A 19,380-nucleotide genomic window follows, 5' to 3' on the forward strand; every position below is an offset into this window, starting at 1 on the left:
GCCCGCCAGTTTTTTTGCGTGGCGCTTTTTCATGATTTCTCCAAGGTGAAATCAAAAGCATCCAAACGAATATTTTCGTCATTGGATGTGATTTTTTGGCGACAAAAATCCTTGACTTTGCCGATCGCCTTGGAGATACTTCGTGTGTCTGATTTAATTTTTTCCGTGGCTAACGGGCAAGGCCGGATGAACCGAAAGGTGAGTCCGGTATTTTTTTGTTACATGGTTTCCTCCTCCTGTTGGAGCCCTGACAGCATCTGACTGAGCATTTGAACGTCGATCAGTTGTCCTGCTTTCAGGCCAAGTGCGACGGCAATCTTGTGGCTTTGTCCACGCAGGCAGCGTCGCTTCCCTTCAAGAACTTGATAGACGAGGCCGCACGAAAAGCGGTTTTCGCGAGCCCATTCCGCAATGGATATGCCGCTGCCTTCAATCAAGGAGCGGCATTCTTCAGGAGTGCGGAAGGGGGGAGAAGTGCTCATCGCGCAAAATGCATGCAAATGAGTACACGCTAGCACCCCGTATAGAAACTGTGCAACATATTTTCTATAATCCCTGACATGCCTACACAAAATGAAACATTTCTGCCTGGATTTGGTGAGCGTCTCAAGGAAGAGCGAAAGCGCTTGGGGCTTAGCCAGGATGAGTTCGCCGAGCGCGCTGGCGTAAAGCGTCTTGCCCAGCTCCAGTACGAGAAAGAAGCCCGTGAGCCGAGAACTTCGTACTTGGCGGCCATCGGAGCGATGGGCGTCAGTCTTTCATATGTGATTTTCGGGAAGAGACCGGCGGAGTCTGTGCTTGGGCCTGAGGCAATCCGAAGGATTGAGAAGAAGATTTTTGACCTACTTGAAGCCTACGTCGCGGAGCAATGCGGAGGCTATTTGAGTTCCGATGGTCGTTATGTCTTATTCGAGGTGATGCGCTCACACTGCATCCAGGCTGCAAGCAAAGGGCTTGATGCCGAGAGCAACTTGGCCGCATTTTTCCCAAAGAGGGTCCAGGGTAATGAATAGGAGTAAGGGGACTGATTCTTCAGATGAGCATGTGATGCGAGCGTTAAGTCGGATCAGAGAAGCGTTTGAAAACGACTCTCCCGCCAGCGAAGATGAGGCGCTCGGAATTTTGCGAGAGAAACTGTTCGAGTTTCGGCCGGGTGAAACGTCTGAAAAAGCTTATGGACCAAGTGCCGAGGCAGCTCATCTTGGTGAGCCCCCGAGTAGTGATAATCGTGTTGAGGCTGTTTTGGGCTGGCTGAGCGATACGAAGAGGTTCGCGCCAACGGAGATTGAACGCATGCGGCGTATCGGGATTTTTGCGGAAACGTCAGATGGACGCGTGGTTGTGCGTGAGCAACCGTTGCAAGAGACTTGGGCATCCGCTCTTGTTGCCGGTGTTGCCTTGCTTACCGGTGCCTGGATTGCCTGGGTCTGGTTCGGGTCGGAAGGTAATCTGACCGTGATTACAGCTTCATTTTCGATCGGGAGCTTGTTCGGGCTTATTGTAGGAAAAGCGCTGGATAAATCGTTCCGATTCGCCAAACTTCGCTCAAAAGTGTTGGAGGTGGCGCCTCGTTTTGAGGATGGTGTGGTGGTTCGCCTTTAAACCAGAAGGCCGGAGTTCGGCCATAGCTGACTTTGAAGATGCGCGCAGACTTGGGCTGCAGTGTGCCACTCACCTGCCGCTCAGACAGAAATCGCGCAGTTCTAAACTAACCATCAGGGCATGGTGAAATGGCCATATAATCCGTTTGGCATATAAATAACAATGCACTCCGATAATCGAGACGAATGAGACTGTGATGGGGCACGCTGTCTGCTGGAACTGTTTTGACGATTCGTATCTGGCGGCCATTGCAAAAAGGAATGGCCGCCAGGTTGCCTGCTCGGTTTGCGGAAACAAAAGACGTAAAGGTTTTACTGTCGAAGAGCTTGGCAAGGAGCTTGAGCCTGTCATCCGCGAAAATTTTCAGCTTGGCGAGTTTTATCGGAAGTTTTCGAGTGATGAAGATGATCGTGGTCACGAAGAGCAGGATGGCGACGATCTGAACTATGTTGTCCAAGAGGTACTTGGACAGTATTTCGAGTTTGAAGACGAAATTGTTGATGCGGTAATTGCTGCAGAAGATGTCTGGCCGCCTGACGGTGACGTTCCTTTTTTCGATACCAATTCGAATTACGTTCATGTCCCCATTCGTGCGGGTAACCTTCACTACCAGTGGAGGTGTCTTGGCGAGGAATTGAAACATCGACGGCGCTTTTTTTGCGAACAAGCCAACGAACTATTTGGCTGGGTGTTTCAGGGTATCGATAAGGTGGTTTCCCGGCACCCATTAGCCAAAGGTGCTTCTGTTGTTCGGGAACTGCCCGTCGGGGAAAAAATATATCGGGCGAGAGTGTGTGATGAGCACTCACTGCAACGAATGTTTGATTCACCGTTCCGAGAGGTCGGGCCTCCTCCGAAAGAATTTGCCAGTGAAGGTCGAATGAATCCAAAAGGTGTTGTGGTTCTCTACACCGCGCTAGAGAGAGACACCTGTTTGGCGGAAATACGACCATCAATTGGTCACCGTGTCGTGTCGATTGCTCTCGAGACCATTCGACCACTCAGAATTCTTGATTTTTCGTGGCTAGCCCATGCGCTGGATAGAAGAAATCAAAGTTACTTCCAGCCTGACCATACGCGTGTGCTCGAGCGGGGCGTGTTCCTGAAGCATTTGAGCTATCTCATCTCTCAACCCGTGGTTCCCGGTAAGGAGTATGAATATCTAATCACTCAGGCGATGGGCGAATACTTGACCCATGTTCATCCGGAGCCGTTTGACGGTGTTATGTTTGACTCGGTGCAGCAACAGGCGGGGCGGAATATTGTGCTCTTTCCAGATAACTCGCTAATAACGGCAGAAGTGGAGGAACTTTTCGGTGTTAACTACGTTTTAGATAGCGTCACCCTCCATTCGATAACAGGCCTAAGCTATTCTCACGATATCGAGGATATTTATGTGGGCGATGGGGGCGAAGTATTGGTTTTGAATGGACTCGATGATCACGACGAGGATAAGTTGTGAAAATCGTGCGTGTGGCCCCTGTACTTGATGACCTGCTCAACGACGGCCGGCTGGCGCGGCTGTTCTCGAAGGACACCCGCCACTGCGCTTTACAACTGTGGATCTTGCAGATCAAGTCCGAGCAATCGATTGAAAATCGCATAGTCTATGGCCGCCTGCTCCCCTACAGCCATTCCAGCGACTGCTGGTCTTCCAGCTACGACGATAACTTCCATACCTTTGGGCAAGTCCTGACGCAGGTTATCCAGCTAAACCTGTACGTCAAAAGCATCCACTGCGCGGATATCCTACGGCAATTGAGCGCCGGTAGAACGGTTGCGGAAATCAGCGAAGAACTGAAGCTAGGGCTCTCGGATCAGTTGAAAGCGAGGTTCGGAGCAACCGCACTCGCCGCCGCCGGCCTCGTCTACCGTCCCGTCGCTTACTTGGTCAACAAAGATGCGCATGGCGAGGGTTCACCATCGAGCCCGCATGGCGGAGCTGGGGCTTTCAGCGCGTCGATTACGCAGACCAATAAGGAGGCGCTGTTCCGCCTAGGCCCCGACTACGACGTGGCCTTGACCGAATCGGTGGTCAGACGCCTCAACACGGACACGGGCCTAAACTTTGGTGGCGCCGACATCATCAGGTTCGGCGACCTCGAACTGCTGGTCTTCCCTGCCCTAGACGACCTAGAGCGCAGCTTGCTCAACGTAAGCTGGGCCGATGCGCCGAACGCCCTCGTCGCCCGATTCAATCCATTGCAGGTTCCGTCCTTCAGCGGATTCCAGTTTCGCCTGAGCATCGCGAACGACGGCCAAGTTGTCCAGTCGGGCGTCACTACAGCAAGACGCGATGCAGAAGGCGTGTTCGAGTGCAAGTTCGAGCTAAGCGACCAGTTGCGCGCCAGGACCGACAGCACTGAACTGGAGATCTTCGGCTTCGGCGATCAGTCCGGCGACGGCACGCTGTGTTGCCGGTGGCGGATCGGCTACGTTCGGGAGCTCCATCTTCAAGGTCATGTAGTGGGCCACCGGGCCAGCCCCGTCAAGTTCGACTGGCTGGACAAGACTACACGGCCATCCGCGTCCGAGCGATTGAAGGTAGCCTTGACAATCAATCGCGGCAATCTGGGATTTGCCAACCACATCGGAGGGCGAGAGGCGGACCCTTGGGTACCGGCCAACCGCGATCTCGTATCCCTTTTCGCGCGGCTCCATCCACCGAAGTCGGAGGGGCAATTCTTCCTGCGCTGGGGCCAAGGCGATGGCGAGGGGCGGCTGCAATTCGTGGAATGGTTCCGGGCGCTGCTGGGGAAGTACCAGCAACATCAAGTGGTCATTTTCGATCCCTATTTCGAGACAGCCGGCTTGGGGCTGATGTTACTCTGTGCGGCGCCGAAGGCTGACTACATCGTCTTCACTTCCCTACCCAGAACATCTAAGGAAGGCGAAGCCACGCCGGGCGAATCCGACAAGCCCATCCCGGGCCGGATTAACAACCTTGTAGCGAGCTGCGAACACAACCGCCAGCTACTAAAACAAATCAAGCTGCGCATATACGGCCTGAAGGAAGGCCGTCTGCATGATCGCTACATCCTGATCATGGGACCGGACAGCCTGCCGGTCGCAGGCTTCAATCTGTCCAACTCGTTTCAGACGGCCGCCCAAAACTATCCGTTGCTGGTAACCCCTATCCCAGCAGATGTCCTTCTCAAGGTTGAGCAATACAAGTCTGGGCTGGTGCGGGAGGCGAAGGCCGCACAGTCTGAGGGCGAGACCGAGAGCTCCTCCATGCAGCTTCTCTTCGACTCCGCAGCGTCGCCGACGCCGCCAAGGCGCTACGAGCCACTCCTCTGTCTCGAGAATGCCCGGGCGGGTGACGTACTAAGCGCATGGACCGGCGAGCCGGCATTGCAAGGCTTGAGCGGCGATCGGTTGAAGGAGTGCATGGCGGAATTGAACCTTATCAAGGATGGCTCGCTTGATCTGCCTGAGACGTCAGGTCTGCGCAACTGTCTTGACCGGCAGGCAGACAACTTCGATGACTTCACGCCTACCTGGGTGGTACTCGGCGAACTGCTCGCACATTCACGCGCTGGGGACAGCCGCTTCACCGAACTCGGATCCGAGAGGGGCTTTCTTGAATTCCTGTTGCGCTTCCTCGATGCATCGCTCAATCGCACCCATGATGAGGCAGACAAAGAGTTAGCCATGTTGGACGCCCGGTTCTTTCGGGAACCAGTCGAGGCCCTTCTAAACAGTCCCTACCACCTGGAACACTTGTTCCATCCTACAAAATATGCAGCCCTGACCTGGTCGGAGTACTTCACTATCAAGTTCCTGTGGTGGTACGCGCCGGACGCGCTGCTAGGGATCGCCGAAGCCCAGATGGCTAGCGTGCCATTGGAGCCCCAAAACTCGGATACGATGCGACTGTCCCTGTTGAGCCAGATCGTTAGTGAGATCTCGCTGTCGGTGCAGTTCGACATCAGTGAGGGGCAGCGGGACCGCCTCGTTCGCAGCGGCAACGGATTGCTGCAATGGATGGGATTGAATGCAATTGAGATGCAGCTGGAAAAGCCGGGAGGGTTAGCCACAGTGCTGCAGTTGGTGGCCAACTTTGCCTATCCAGAGCGAGTGCGTGCCCTGGGTTGGATGGTTCATCACGCGGCAGAGAATACGAAGAAGTCCGACATATACAAAGGCCTAGTCGCGGCTTTGCATGAGGCATTGCCGGCGACCATTCCGGCTGAAGAGTTGAGACGCCTCGTCGACTCCATGCGCGGACATATGCGACAACTGACTTGGACCGAACCCTGGCTATTCCAGGTTGTGGTCTCCCCTTTGCTGCAGAATGGCCGCGCTAACGCGGACGATGCTTGCGAAATTTGGGTTCAGGAACTGGCTGCTTTGCTGGAACCGAAGCCGAAGAACCAGCCGCAGCTGTTTAACACAGCGCGTGAGGGCCAGACAACCAACATCACCGCATTCCTCCTAGCCTACAGTAGCCCGGAACGACTGCAGGCCAGCCTGAAGTCGATGCAAGCGATCCTGAAGCGGCAGAGGCGCATCGTGCAACAGCCCCTCGCCAGCACTTCGGACTGGACCCAATGGGACGGCGCCCTGATGGTCTCGATGTGGATGCTGACCTTTAGCCGATGGACTCAGTACTATCTACGAGAGCGCGGCATGACCGACCGCGAATTGGAGGATCTGTCGCGGGACGCCCGCGAGCTTGCGATGGTCAGGCCGATGGTCGAATGGCGCTCGGAGCACGCCGGCAAGCAGGGGCAGCTCGCCGCGTTCCTCGACCAGGTGGAAGAGCTCCCGGCCTCAAGCGACGACTCTAGAAGCAAACTTCAATAGGCAGCGCCCCTTTGTCATCTCTGCGGTTAAAGTTGGCTGTGGCCCCACGGCATTGTCAAAGCGCCGTCATTTCACACAAAACTGGTGCCAATGTCGGAAAGCAGTTCTACACTAGCCGCCCGTTGTCTCCGACGCAAATGACCGCGTTGGCCGAGATGTTGCCTCTGGTAAGGAAACGGAGCGCTAAACTCAGACGGCGTGTCCTAAATTAGCCCTCGTGCGGCCTGCTTGTTTATGCTGGCCCGACAACTACCAAAATCCATCCACTAAGCAGTCCATGATGAATGCGTGCGGCTATACTTTGATCACTCATATAGCATTGACTGAGTGGGTAAAAGTATGGGTGGGAAGTCACCAAAACTGATCTGTCGAACTGGGCAGGAGGCGCGAGAGTTGCGCCACAAATTTGGGCTGAACCAGGTCGATTTTTGGGGGCAGATAGAGGTTACCCAGTCAGGCGGTTCGCGCTATGAGTCAGGGCGCAGGATGCCGGATCAGGTGACGCTGCTGCTGCATCTAGCTTATGGCACAGAAAGACAGGCCAATATGCTACTAGCCCATTTGCGACAACGTGAAGAGTAGCAACTGGCCGAAATCCTCCTGTCCTAGCATGCACGACCACTGCAAGCCAACTGCGCGGGTACGTTTTTCCAATTAGGCTCGCTCAATCCCGCACAACCGAAACGAATCACTGCCAAAGCTGAGAAAGATGGACTCAGGTAGGCCGGGCGCCCGATGTGGGATTTGTGCGCCATTCCCCGATAGATAAGCCGCGATTGGTCGGTCGCTGCCGGAATAACGTAGATGCGCGGTGCGTAGTGACTGATTTGCCGCAATACTCAGTCAATGTGACGCCCGCATTTGTTGTTGTCATCGCCGCTATGCGGTAGTACTATGCTCGGTCGATTTTCCAAATAAAAATCAAGTGCAACAACAAGAACCCGGGATCGAGATGCGCAAGGGAGCGGCGCATCTTTCGGGAACAGCCATTGCGCTCCGTTTTTCCTTCAATAAAATCGTATCGGTTGCCCTGCTGGCCACTGTGACGGCAAGTGCGGGCGCGCAAACCGGGAGCGATATTGCCCAGGAACTGCAGCGACAGCAGGCGCGGGAGCGTCAGTTGCGCGAGCAGCAGGAGGTGATGCCGGACGTCAGGCTGCAGGCGCCTGCTGGCGCGTCGGACGACGCGTTGCCGGTAGACGAAACGCCCTGCTTCCCGATTCGCGAAGTTGTTCTCAAAACCGATGTCCCGGATTTTGACTGGGTACAACAGACCGTCGGTTCCTCGGTCGCATTGGCCAACGGGCGTTGTCTCGGCACCAACGGCATCAATTGGCTGATGAAACGCGTTCAGGATGCGATCATCGCACGGGGTTACGTCACGACCCGCGTCCTTGCCGAGGCGCAGGACCTGCGTGCCGGTAGCTTGAGCCTAAGCATCGTTCCCGGACGGATACGCGACATCCGCTTCACCCCGGAGAGCGGTGCCCGTGCCAATCCCGTGAATGTCCTGCCCGCCAGCCCTGGCGATATTCTGAATTTGCGCGACATCGAACAGGCGCTGGAAAATTTCAAGCGTGTGCCGACGGCCGAGGCCGATATCCAGATCGTGCCCGGGGATGCGCCCGGCGAAAGCGATCTGCTGATCACCTGGCGACAAGTCTTTCCGTTTCGCCTGACGCTCAACGCCAACGATGGTGGAACGCGTAGCACGGGCAAAAACCTGGGTTCGGTGACGGTTTCGGCGGATCACCTGCTCACCCTCAACGATCTCTTCTACGCCAGTTTCAACAACGATATCGGCGGCAGCCACGGCAAGGAGAAAGGTGATCGCGGGACCCGAGGTCATACCGTGCATTACTCGCTGCCCTGGGGGTACTGGCAGTTTGCCGTCACGACCAGCAAAAACCGTTATCACCAGAGCGTGCCAGGGGTGAACCAGACCTACCTGTACAGCGGCACCAGCGAGAACCACGAAGCGCGCATCAGTCGGGTCGTGCATCGCGACGCGCAGGGTAAAAGCACCGCCTACCTACGCAGCTATCTGACGCAGTCGGCCAATTTCATCGACGACACAGAAGTTGAAGTCCAGCGCCGGCGCATGGCCGGTTGGGAACTCGGTCTGCAGCACCGGGCTTTCGTCGGGCAGGCCACCGTCGATCTGTCGGCGGCCTACCGCCGCGGCACCGGTGCCTTTGGCGCCATCGCCGCGCCGGAGGAGGCGTTTGGTGACGGTACCCATCGTCCCCGCATCGTATCTGCCGAAGCCAGTATTGCGGCCCCCTTCAAGCTGGCTGGCGAGCAGCTGCGCTACTTGGGGAGTTGGCGGGTGCAGTGGAACCGAACGCCATTGGTTCCCCAGGACCGCTTTTCAGTCGGCGGGCGCTACACGGTTCGGGGATTTGACGGTGAAAGCGTCCTGATGGCCGAGCGCGGTTGGCTCGTGCGCAATGAACTGGGCTGGCAACTCGGTGGCAGCAGCCAGGAACTCTACCTGGGCATCGATCACGGTCAGGTCGGCGGTCCATCCGCCGATCTGCTGGTCGGTCGCAAATTGACCGGTGCCGTGCTCGGCTTGCGTGGTGGCTACGGCACGCTGTCCTGGGATGTCTTCATCGGCACCCCGCTGGATAAACCCCGGGGCTTTGAAACGGCACACAGCAGCAGCGGCATCAACCTGACCTTGAGCTTCTGAGACCATGAATGCACAACGCTTCCGACTCGTTTTCAACCGTTCGCGCGGGATCTTGATGGCTGTTGCCGAATGCGTTTCGGCACGTTGCAAGTCGGCAGGCAGTCGCAGTTCGCCGCTGCCGCGTCCGGCAATGGCGCGTTGGGCACCCCTGGCCTTTGCCGTCTTCTCGACGCTGGGCGGGTCATGGGTAACGATGTCGATCGCGCATGCGCAGGTCGTCGCCTACCGGAATGCGCCGGCCAGCCAGCAACCAAGCATCACGAATGTCGGCAATGGCGTGCCGCTGATCAATATCCGAACGCCCAGTGCTGCCGGGGTGTCCCGGAACACCTATGAACAGTTCGATGTCCAGGCCCAGGGCGCCATTCTCAACAACAGCCGGGTCAATACCCAGACCCAACTGGGCGGGTGGGTTCAGGGCAACCCCTGGCTGGCGGCTGGCACCGCCCGCGTGATCCTCAACGAGATCATCTCGGCCAATCCCAGTCAGTTGCTCGGGTTCATCGAAGTGGCAGGAAGTACGGCGCAGGTCGTGATCGCCAACCCGGCCGGGCTGACCTGCAACGGTTGCGGCTTCATCAATGCGAGTCGCGCAACGCTGACCACCGGAACCCCGATCCTTAACGGCGGCAATCTGGACGGTTATCGCGTTGAGGGCGGTGTGGTTCGTATCGAGGGTGGCGGCATGGATGCAAGCCGTGCCGGATACACCGATATCATCGCCCGTGCCGTCCAGATCAACGCCGGTCTGTGGGCGCAAACCCTGGCGGTCACCACCGGCAGCAATACGGTAGACGCAAACAACACGCAGGTGACACCGATTGCGGGTAGCGGTGCGGCGCCCGACTTTGCCATCGATGTGGCGCAGTTGGGCGGCATGTATGCCGGCAAGATCACCTTGCGTGGTACCGAAGTCGGGGTTGGCGTAAGAAATGCCGGTTATCTTGGCGCTTCAGTTGGCAATGTCGTGGTGACTGCCGATGGGCGCCTTGAGAATACGGGCGGGATTGTTGCAGCCACTGATTTAAGCATTGATGTGGGGGCCGGGATTACCCATCGGGGAGGATTCCAGGTTGGTGGAAACCTGCTACTCACCGCGGGTGACGATATCGATCTTGCCGGTAGTGAAAATTTCGTCGCAGGAACTTTTGGTGCTCAGACAGCCAATTCCATCATTCATAGCGATGCATGGAGTCGTGTTGGTAGATTGGATATCACGGCAGACACGTTGGACAACCGTCGTGGCAAATTCATCCAGACGGGCACTGGTGTCGGAGAATTCAAACTGGCCGACAAATTCGACAACCGTGCAGGTCTGGTCGTATCTGCGGGAGATGTTCAAGTCGCGGACACCAGTGCCGGTCACGCGCTGGCCATCGAAAATGGCCTCGGAAGCGTGGTTGCGGAGCAGCGGCTTGCGATCAATGCTGGCAGTTTAAGCGGTGGCTCGCTACTGTCTCACCGTGATTTGACTGTCGAGATTGGTGGGGATTTTACGAACGACACAGAAATCACCGCCAACCGTAACGCAGACATCACGGTGGGTGGCAGCTTCACCAACAGCGCCTTATTGCAGGCCGGAAATACCCTTTCCCTTCAGTCTGGCCAATTGACGAATGAAGCCACTGGCAAAATATTTGCCGCGAATCTTGATCTCTTGGTTGGTGGCACTGGCGCATTGCTTAACCGAGGAATCATCGACGGTGGCAATAGTCGCATTCAAGCCCATGCACTGAACAACCTTGGTTCAGGCCGTATCTATGGCGACAATCTCGCGATTTCAGCGGGCGCCCTGAGCAATGCCGCAGAAAATGGCAGCAGTTCGGTCATTGCCGCGCGAAACCGTTTGGATATTGCAGTCACCACGCTGGATAACCGCGACGGGTCTCTGATTTTCTCGGCCGGTGACATGCACATTGGCGGGGCGCTCGATGCGGACGGACATGCTGCGGGGCGCGCCAGTGCCGTCACCAATGCCAGCGCAACCATCGAATCCTTAGCCGACCTTACCCTGGAGGCTGAACGACTCGACAACCTTGATACCCATTTCCGTACCGGGATCAATGAGGAAGTGACTGGCTCGGGTCAAGATTTCCAAAACTATGGCTCCGCTTATCGTTACACCAGCGATCAGGTCAGCACCTACTTAGGGCAGCCGAATAGTTCGCAGTGGGTGCTTTACCTCAACACCCCGACTGAAACCAGTTCGAGCTGGTATCGCTATGACTACACCCGTAGTACTACCGAAACTGTCGTTCTGGAACGGCAAGCGGCGAGCATCCAGGCTGGCGGGGTCCTGAAGATCGATGCCAAGGACGTTGTCAACGACAAGAGTCGCCTGCTTGCGGGGGGGAATCTGAACCTGATTGCCGATACGCTCGACAATCGCGATGCAACCGGCCGGCGTGAGGCCACCGAAAGTGGCACGGTGACGCACTACTGGCGAAACAAGCGGAGTAGCGGCCTGCCAGCGCAAGGCGTCGCAACCAGTCCTTATACCGCAGCGCCTGTCGTCGAGGAGTTCAGCCTTGCGACGGCTATTTACGAGGGCAATCGGAGCTTTTCGGGAAGCGGGTTTAATCAGGCTGGAAATACCCCGGGTAGCGCTGCGACGGTGAATGAGGCGCCACGCGTGCCCAATAACAGTCTGTTCCGCCCTGCGCCCGAGGCGGCAGGTTATCTGACGGAAACTGACCCACGTTTCGCCAACTACCGGCAATGGCTCAATTCGGACTACATGCTCCAGCAATTGGCCATGGATCCGGCAACGACCCAGAAACGTCTTGGAGACGGCTTTTACGAACAGCGGCTGATTACCGAACAGATTGCCAATCTAACCGGACGACGTTTTCTTGACGGCTATGCCAATGAAGAGGATCAGTATCGAGCCTTGATGAACGCTGGCATCGCGGTTGCGAAGGAATGGAATCTGATTCCCGGCGTGGCGCTTTCTGCCGAGCAGATTGCTCGCCTTTCCAGCGATATCGTCTGGCTGGTCGAGCGCGAGGTTACGCTTGCCGATGGCCGAGTGGCGAAAGCACTTGTGCCGCAGGTATATGCAAGTGTCCGAGAGGGAGATTTGGCGCCTTCAGGGGCGCTCATCGCGGGGCGCAATATCGATCTGGCAGTAGCCGGGCAACTGGTTAATTCGGGCGCGATCGCCAGCCGTGGAAATGTTGCGGTTGCCGCCGGCGATTTCCTCAACCGCGGAGGCTTGCTTGCGGGTCGTGAGCTTGCGATCGAGGCAGAACGCGATCTTTCCTTCAAGGCGGGACTCATTACTGCAAAAGATCGGCTGGCACTGACTGCCGGTGGCAATATCGTGGTCGCCAGCGACAGTTATCGGAGCGAGGCAGCTAGTGGTACACGGGAGGGGATTGCCCGCCAGGCCACGCTCTATGCGAGCGGTCCGGGTGCCTCGCTGGATTTGTCGGCGGTCGGCAATCTCAAGCTCGATGCGGCCCAGGTCATTGCCGGCCAGGCCAAGATTGTTGCCGGAGGGGATGTTTCGCTCAGTGCATTGGCAGACCGTAGCAGCCAGACCCTGACCAACAGCAGGGGGAGTCGTACGCAAACCGAGATGCGAGAGACCGGAACTCGCATCGACACGACCGGTGATTTAACCCTCGCGAGTGGCGGTGATCTTTCATTCAATGCAGCCCGCTTGGCTGCGGGTGGGGTGTTGGCGGCTCGTGCAGAAGGCGACCTTGACGTAAATGCCGGACGCCAAAGTGTCGAGATCGATGGTCGCATCGGGCGCTCAACCATCGGTATTGGCCAGGAGAGTGTTGTCGGTAGTACGTTGTCAGGCAAGCAGGTGGCGCTCTCAGCTGGCGGCGATTTGGGCGTGGTCGCTAGCAGCCTTGTTGCCACGGGTGAAATGACGCTCAATGCAACGGGTGATGTACGTCTCGCGACGGCAACAGAAAGCACTCGCAACGACTGGCGAAAGGGGGATGGACGCAACTATCGCCTGGAATCCAGCACCAGTGAGCAAGGGGCCCTTTTAAAGGCGGGAGGGGATATTACGCTTGTCGCCGGTAGTGACTTGGTGGCTCGTGCGGCCGAGGTGGGCAGTGATGCGGGAGCCGTCAGGGCCCGCGCCGGAAACGATATGGTCATCGAAGCCGGAGAAGCGAGCTATCAGCTGGAGCAGGCACGCTACAAGAAAAAGAGCGGCGCACTGTCGAGCACGACCAAAACGACGCGCGATTCGATCGATAGCACCACTGCCATTGGTAGTACCTTTAGCGGCGAAACGGTGACCCTGGTTGCCGACGGCGATATCGGGATCAAGGGCAGCAATGTTGTAGCGACGAAAGATGCGGTGCTGGCGGCCGGCAACGATCTCAACATTGAAGCAGCCACTGAGACACATAACGAAACCCACTTCAAGAAGGTCAAGAAAAGCGGCGCCTTCGCCTCCGGTGCGAGTCTGACCATCGGCAAGCAGCAGATGAGCACCGACCAGAACACCGAGTCGACGCGGGCGGCAAAGAGCAGTGTCGGCAGCCTGGAGGGCGATGTGACGCTGCTGGCTGGCAATCGTTACCGCCAGGTCGGCAGCGACGTGATCGTGCCCAAGGGCGACATCGAGATTGCGGCAAAGACGGTCGACATCGTCGAAGCGCGGGAAACGGACGCCAGTCGCTTTGTCCAGAAGTCGAAGCAATCGGGGCTGACGGTGAGCATCAGCAACCCGGTGATCAGCGCCGTGCAAACCGTGCAGCAGATGAAGGAGGCCGCCGGCAACACCAGTGACGGGCGGATGAAGGCGCTGGCAGCGGCAAGCGCCGCGCTCTCCGGGTACAACGCCTATTCGGCGGTGGCGGCGGGACAGGGGGAGACGATCAAGGGCAAGGACGGGCAGATTCCGACCAAGCGGGATGCTGACGGCAAGGCGATCGAAGGCCGCGACGCCACGGCACTCGACAAGGTCGGCGGGATAAACGTCAGCATCAGCCTCGGCAGTTCGAAGAGCAAGAGCACCTCGACCCAGAAGCGCGACAGCGCGGCTGGCAGCGAACTGCTGGCCGGGGGTGACATCCGGGTCACGGCCGGCGGTGCCGGTGCCGCGAGCGACATCACGCTGCGTGGCGCCCAGGTCACGGCCGGCCAGAACGTCACGCTGACGGCGGAAGACGAGATCAATCTGCTGGCTGCGGCCAACACCGCCGAGATGCGCAGCAGCAACAAGTCGAGCAGCGCCAGCGTCGGCGTCAGTGTCGGGACGAGTGGCTTCGCCATCACCGCCGCCGCCAGCCGGGGCAAAGGCAAGGCCAACGGCGACGACCTGAGCTGGACCAACACCCGCGTCGAAGCCGGCGAAACGCTGACCCTGAACTCGGGCGGCGACACCGCGCTCAAGGGCGCCGTTGCCGCCGCCGAGCGGGTCGTCGCGCGGGTCGGCGGCGATCTCGCCATTGAAAGCCTGCAAGACGTCAGCACCTACGACAGCAAGCAGAGCAGCAGCGGCTTCAGCATCAGCATCCCGATCACCGGCTTCTCGCTGACCGGCATCGGCGGCAGCATCAGTGCCAGTAAGAGCAAGATCGAAAGCGACTTCCGCAGCGTCGCCGAACAATCCGGCATCCGCGCCGGCGACGGCGGTTTCGACGTCCAGGTCGGGCAAGACACAACGCTGACCGGCGGTGCCATCACCAGCACGCAAAAAGCCATCGACGCCGAGAAGAACCGTTTCACCACCGGCAGCCAACTCAGCCTCAGCAATCTCGAAAACAAGGCGGAATATGAAGCCAAGGGCGGCAGCATCAACATCGGCGCCGGCTTCAGCCTCGACGGCAAGCTCGCGCCGCAAGGGACGAGCGCAGGCTTCGGCGAGGATTCCGGTAAAGCTGGCAGCGCGACACAGGCCGCCATCTCCGACATCGCCGGCAACCAAGCCGCCCGCACCGGCGACGCCGAAACCGGGCTGAAACCGATCTTCGATGCCGCCAAGGTGCAGAAGGAGATCGATGCGCAGGTGCGGATCACGCAGATGTTCGGGCAGTTGGCACCGAAAGCGGCAGCTGACTTCGCGGGTAAACAGGCGGCAGAGCTCCGAGAGCAGGCAAAACAGGAAAGCGATCCGGCAAGGAAAGCCGAACTGCAGAACCAAGCAAAGCAGTGGGATGAAGGTGGTGTCTATCGCGTCGCCCTGCACACTGCCCTGGGCGGACTCGCAGGCGGCACCTCGGGTGCTTTGGGCGCTGGCGCTTCCGCCAGTGCGGCACCGCTTCTGAATGAACTGCAAGACAGCATTGTTGATCGTCTGAAGGATGCCGGGGCCGGTGACGCCGTTGCCAAGCTTGCCGGGCAACTGATCTCCGGAGCGACAGCGGTGGGCATCGGTGCGGTGGCGGGCGGCACTCAGGGAGCGACGACGGCGTTAAACACGGATGCGAATAATCGGCAGCTGCATCCGGAGGAGAGGAAACTAATCCGCTCACTGGCTAAACAAAAGGCCAGGGAGGGCTGCCTGAATGATACCCAGTGCCAGCTTTCAGCCACCTTGTACTGGACCGATGTCCTTGAGCGTGTGGCGGAAAGCAGAGTTGATGATCAGGAGTATCTGAAAACTGCCCAGTATCTGAACCAGCTTGAGAAAACGGCAAGCATTCAAGGCAGCGAGGGGCAAATGGGGGCAGTTAGCCGCTACTTCGCCGATCTCGAAACCGCCGCCAGGATGCTCGACCCGTACGCAGGCAAGACCATCGTCGTGAACGGGCAAGCGACATCACTCAATGGCAGCAACCAAACCTATTTTTCGGCAACGCCCGAGCAGTATGCCAATGCCAGCGGGAACTACTTCCTCGGCGTAGCGCCCGATCCCTCGATCATCCCCGGCATGGCCGAGCGGGATCAGGCCCGTCTGGAACAGGCCGGAGTGAAAAGCGGTAGTGCCGAGCCGCTATATCTGGCCGAAGAGATTGCTTTGGGCGGACCGCTGACTAGTAAGGTGCTGGGGGCGTTGGGACGGACCTGGAGGGCGCTTGATATAGCTTTTGCTGGAAAAGTGGGGGTCTCTGCGAGTGGAAATATTAGCACCCAGCAGGTGACCCGTGAGGGTATCGCGGCAAGTTTGAATGCGGCGGAGCGGGCACAACTCGCGAAATTGAATGCGCTCTCTGATAAAGCCGAGCAAGGTGCCTTGCGTGAAACCGTGACCAACGGCTACATGACACGCAATGGTTTTACCCAACTCGAAGGAAAATGCGGCAGCAACAAGTGCTTCGATGGCGTCTTCGTGAAGGGGGACACCGTCTATATCGTGGAGACGAAACCCTTGCAGGCGAATGGGGCTATCAAGTTGAATGGGCCAGATGGGGATTTGCCCACACAGATGACCCCTGACTGGGTGAAAAGCCGTGCGGATGCACTTGCACAAACCGGTGATCCGACAAAAAAACAGACGGCTGCCTTGATACAAAAAACATTTGACCCGAATAGCAATATCAATCTGGTCAAGATTGTTGCCGGTGTCAATGAAAACGGCGTTACTTTGGTGAAATTGGCGAAATGAGCAATTCAATCAAGGATAAATATCTGGCCGATCCGGCTCGCTATGCTGAGGAGGCATACGACTCTCTCCAGCAGAGGCTATTGACCATTGAGTACAAGTACGCCAAGGGCGTACCAAAGTTCGAAAATTTGTTTGCCTTCATGGCCTCTGCACACGAAAACCTCGGTCTCCTCGCCTACTTCGCCCACGGCGACATGACAGCCTTCAAGCAGCATTGGTATCTGGCCACCAAGCTCTGGTTACATGCATCACGCCATCTTCCGAACAAAGACTATTACATGAGCGGAGGAGAAGACCATTTCACCTTGGAATGGAGTTTCATTCATCCACTAGTATCCGACAATCAGGCACTCATTAACGAAGCTGCGGCACTCGAAACACCGGTGCTGCTGATGTACCGCGATAACCCAAAAACGATCGAATTCGCCTTCCACATCGCTCAACTCGTTATCCGTGGCGACTACGAAGCCGCACAAGCTAAAATCGCCATTGGCGCCAAAAAAGCGGGCAGCAAAATGAAACAAGCCTATGCCAACGGCAACGACTTCTACTCGCTCCTGATGAAGGGGGACAAAGCCGGGCTGGAGGATTCGCTCATGAATGATCTACGAAACCTCAAGAAAAATACCTTTTTTACGGTTTCCGAATTTGTATACCCAATCATTACGCTGAGAACCAAGCTCTGCTGGCACAAAGGCATCCCGGTCGAGATCGAGCACCCGATGGTGCCGATGGCATGGATGCCCATTCAGCCGCTGCCGCAATACGACGACATCTACGATTTCCTCTCACCGAACTGGCAACCGCCCGACCAAGGTTTCATGGCAAGGCTGTCACGCAAGCTCCAGAAATCGTTTCCGGAGATCGATGCTTGCATGGAGCGCATCCGTCAGGTCGATAGGTGCTCTTGAGTTTCCCCCATGTCAGGGTGTGATAGACCGAATCCTCACGCCGAACAACCTCGTTCCTCAAATGCAGGGCTGCGCCCCCTTTCCTTCGCCTCCGGCGTGAGCGTGACATTCGGCAAGCAGCAGATGGATACCGACCAGAACACCGAGTCGACGCGGGCGTCGAAGAGCAGCGTCGGCAGTCTGGAAGGCGATGTGACGCTGCTGGCTGGTAACCGCTACCGCCAGGTCGGCAGCGACGTGATCGTGCCCAAGGGCAACATCGAAATCGCAGTAAAGACGGGCGACATCGCATGGATACTTTGGCCTTTTTGTCTCTCCCCGCAAACAGAGACAAGCAGGGGCGGGCAGACTTCATTACCTGGGTTGATACCTACCTCAAGGGACATTCGGACCAACCATACCAATATCGCGGCCTTGATGTTTATGGCGCACGCTGTGCGCTTCTGCATGCCTTCAGCTCTGAGGTCAGTTACCACGATCAATACCCAGATGCGAAGCGATTTGGCTATCACGACGGTGGCAAACACGCCTACGATCCAGCGCAGAATGAACGCTTGGTGATCATTGGTACGGCGTCATTTCTGAATGACGTGGTTGCAGCTGTTGGCGACTTTATGGAGGCATGCAAGGCCGACACGGATCTCCGTGGACGGGTCGAAGCGAGGCTGCCGGGAGTGTTGCAAACCTTTCCTCTCCAGCCAGATTGAAGCAAAAACTCTGCTTTTTCCCGATGTCGGCATACTGTCGTCCTGCTGTCGTGTTGCCTTTGGTCGGCGCCCTGCACACTAGTTCCATCAACCAACCGATGGAGAACAATGATGTCCGCAACTGAAAAGACGCAACCCCGACTGCTCACACCGGAAGAGCTGGGCTTGGTGGTGAAGATCCACCGTGAACTGCGGCAATGGTCCCAAGAGCAACTGGGCGAGCTCTCGGGCCTGAGCACCCGAACCATACAACGTGTCGAAGGTGGCAAGCCCTCAGACCTTGATACACGTCGGGCGTTAGCACGAGCCTTTGATCTCGAGGACATTGATGCATTCAACAAGCCCTACGTCATCCCGAGCGAAGACGAATTGAAAGCAGCAAAAGAAGAGTTCGACAGGGAAAACATCACATTGCCGGTACTACCGCTAAGCACAGGGAAAGAACTTGCCAGCCTGGTGGAATTGGCCTCGATGGACCTATCCACACCGGCCTTCGAATTGAGCCGCGAAGCCGATGAGCGCTTTGCTGAATTGATCGACCACTTCCGGGACTACAGGGACTGCGCCGACTGCTACTCTCAGCGAGACAAGTTCGCCATTTACGACGAGCTTCAAGAACACATCGACGCACTCAAGGTACTTGAGGTATCTCTGCGCTACGCAATCCGAAAAATGATTGTCAAAGGTGCTATACCAGAGGCAAAACCAGTGCCGGTCAAGGTGCTTTACGTGATTGCGTTCCCGCTTGGAAAGGAACCCACGGAGATTGCCACTCCACGATCGATGCCGTTGGGCTGGTAATTCAATAGAAAGCGGCGAAATCCCTTTTGGAATCTCGCCGCTTTTGAATCGCCTCGGCTTTCGTAGACAGTTTGAAGGACGGCTTTTATGCACAGAGTGGTCGATGTCTTGATCCGTGCGGACCGTCGGCTTCGGCCGAACTCCGGTCTCATGACCATGGCAACAGGCCCCACGTCGGTCTTTGCCGATACCCCGACGTCCCCCCGTTTTCAGTAGCGAGTGTGTCCGAAATCCTGTGTAAAGCTGCCATCGGGGATCCATCTACTGGATGGCGGCTTTGGCCGAGATCCGGCCTCATGCCAGCGGCAATAGGCGGCACCTCGGCCAAAGCCG

Annotated in this window: 11 protein-coding genes; 10 read left to right on the forward strand and 1 reads right to left on the reverse strand. The window is 57.3% G+C overall.

Annotation, left to right across the window (positions count from 1 at the left end):
* Positions 1–218 precede the first annotated feature (218 nt).
* Positions 219–482, reverse strand: coding sequence for a DNA-binding protein (locus DFR40_RS08995; RefSeq protein ID WP_121458136.1), 264 nt, complete (start codon positions 480–482; stop codon positions 219–221).
* Positions 483–560: 78 nt separating this feature from the next.
* Here DFR40_RS08995 and DFR40_RS09000 point away from each other — a divergent pair, with 78 nt between their 5' ends.
* The 10 genes from DFR40_RS09000 (at position 561) to DFR40_RS09040 (ending at position 19,047) form a co-directional block, all read left to right on the forward strand.
* On the forward strand, positions 561–1,013 hold the full coding sequence (locus DFR40_RS09000; protein ID WP_121458137.1) for a helix-turn-helix domain-containing protein: 453 nt from the start codon (positions 561–563) through the stop codon (positions 1,011–1,013).
* Positions 1,006–1,602 (forward strand): hypothetical protein, encoded by a 597-nt coding sequence (locus DFR40_RS16985; protein WP_147431306.1) that lies wholly within the window; start codon positions 1,006–1,008, stop codon positions 1,600–1,602. Before DFR40_RS09000 ends, DFR40_RS16985 begins: the two co-directional genes overlap by 8 nt.
* Before the next feature lie 196 nt (positions 1,603–1,798).
* Positions 1,799–3,064 carry an RES family NAD+ phosphorylase gene (locus DFR40_RS09005; protein WP_121458138.1) on the forward strand — a complete coding sequence of 422 codons (1,266 nt, stop codon included), beginning with the start codon at positions 1,799–1,801 and terminating at the stop codon, positions 3,062–3,064.
* Positions 3,061–6,411 carry a VPA1262 family protein gene (locus DFR40_RS09010; protein ID WP_211329765.1) on the forward strand — a complete coding sequence of 1,117 codons (3,351 nt, stop codon included), beginning with the start codon at positions 3,061–3,063 and terminating at the stop codon, positions 6,409–6,411. Before DFR40_RS09005 ends, DFR40_RS09010 begins: the two co-directional genes overlap by 4 nt.
* A 339-nt stretch (positions 6,412–6,750) precedes the next feature.
* Positions 6,751–6,993, forward strand: coding sequence for a helix-turn-helix domain-containing protein (locus tag DFR40_RS17585; protein WP_121458139.1), 243 nt, complete (start codon positions 6,751–6,753; stop codon positions 6,991–6,993).
* Between the two features lie 343 nt (positions 6,994–7,336).
* Positions 7,337–9,106 (forward strand): ShlB/FhaC/HecB family hemolysin secretion/activation protein, encoded by a 1,770-nt coding sequence (locus DFR40_RS09020; RefSeq protein ID WP_245985646.1) that lies wholly within the window; start codon positions 7,337–7,339, stop codon positions 9,104–9,106.
* A 4-nt stretch (positions 9,107–9,110) separates the two neighbouring features.
* A complete protein-coding gene (locus DFR40_RS09025; protein ID WP_121458141.1) occupies positions 9,111–16,628 on the forward strand; it encodes a hemagglutinin repeat-containing protein in 7,518 nt (2,505 codons plus the stop codon).
* Entirely contained in the window at positions 16,625–17,539 is a 915-nt protein-coding gene (locus DFR40_RS09030) for a hypothetical protein (protein WP_121458142.1), read from the forward strand. Before DFR40_RS09025 ends, DFR40_RS09030 begins: the two co-directional genes overlap by 4 nt.
* A 102-nt stretch (positions 17,540–17,641) precedes the next feature.
* Positions 17,642–18,100 carry a hypothetical protein gene (locus tag DFR40_RS17145; protein WP_170160188.1) on the forward strand — a complete coding sequence of 153 codons (459 nt, stop codon included), beginning with the start codon at positions 17,642–17,644 and terminating at the stop codon, positions 18,098–18,100.
* Positions 18,101–18,357: 257 nt separating this feature from the next.
* The gene (locus DFR40_RS09040) at positions 18,358–19,047 is read left to right on the forward strand and encodes a helix-turn-helix domain-containing protein (protein ID WP_121458258.1); all 690 of its coding nucleotides are present in this window, start codon (positions 18,358–18,360) and stop codon (positions 19,045–19,047) included.
* Positions 19,048–19,380: the final 333 nt, after the last annotated feature.

Source organism: Azonexus fungiphilus (assembly GCF_003634965.1).
Classification (GTDB): domain Bacteria; phylum Pseudomonadota; class Gammaproteobacteria; order Burkholderiales; family Rhodocyclaceae; genus Azonexus; species Azonexus fungiphilus.

What these genes read in the sequence shown, in the direction of transcription:
- DFR40_RS09005 (WP_121458138.1), top strand. Translation starts at nt 1,799, where the DNA reads ATGGGGCACGCTGTCTGCTGGAACTGTTTTGACGATTCGTATCTGGCG.
- DFR40_RS08995 (WP_121458136.1), bottom strand. Translation starts at nt 482, where the DNA reads ATGAGCACTTCTCCCCCCTTCCGCACTCCTGAAGAATGCCGCTCCTTG.
- DFR40_RS09025 (WP_121458141.1), top strand. Translation starts at nt 9,111, where the DNA reads ATGAATGCACAACGCTTCCGACTCGTTTTCAACCGTTCGCGCGGGATC.
- DFR40_RS09000 (WP_121458137.1), top strand. Translation starts at nt 561, where the DNA reads ATGCCTACACAAAATGAAACATTTCTGCCTGGATTTGGTGAGCGTCTC.
- DFR40_RS09040 (WP_121458258.1), top strand. Translation starts at nt 18,358, where the DNA reads ATGTCCGCAACTGAAAAGACGCAACCCCGACTGCTCACACCGGAAGAG.
- DFR40_RS09030 (WP_121458142.1), top strand. Translation starts at nt 16,625, where the DNA reads ATGAGCAATTCAATCAAGGATAAATATCTGGCCGATCCGGCTCGCTAT.
- DFR40_RS16985 (WP_147431306.1), top strand. Translation starts at nt 1,006, where the DNA reads ATGAATAGGAGTAAGGGGACTGATTCTTCAGATGAGCATGTGATGCGA.
- DFR40_RS17585 (WP_121458139.1), top strand. Translation starts at nt 6,751, where the DNA reads ATGGGTGGGAAGTCACCAAAACTGATCTGTCGAACTGGGCAGGAGGCG.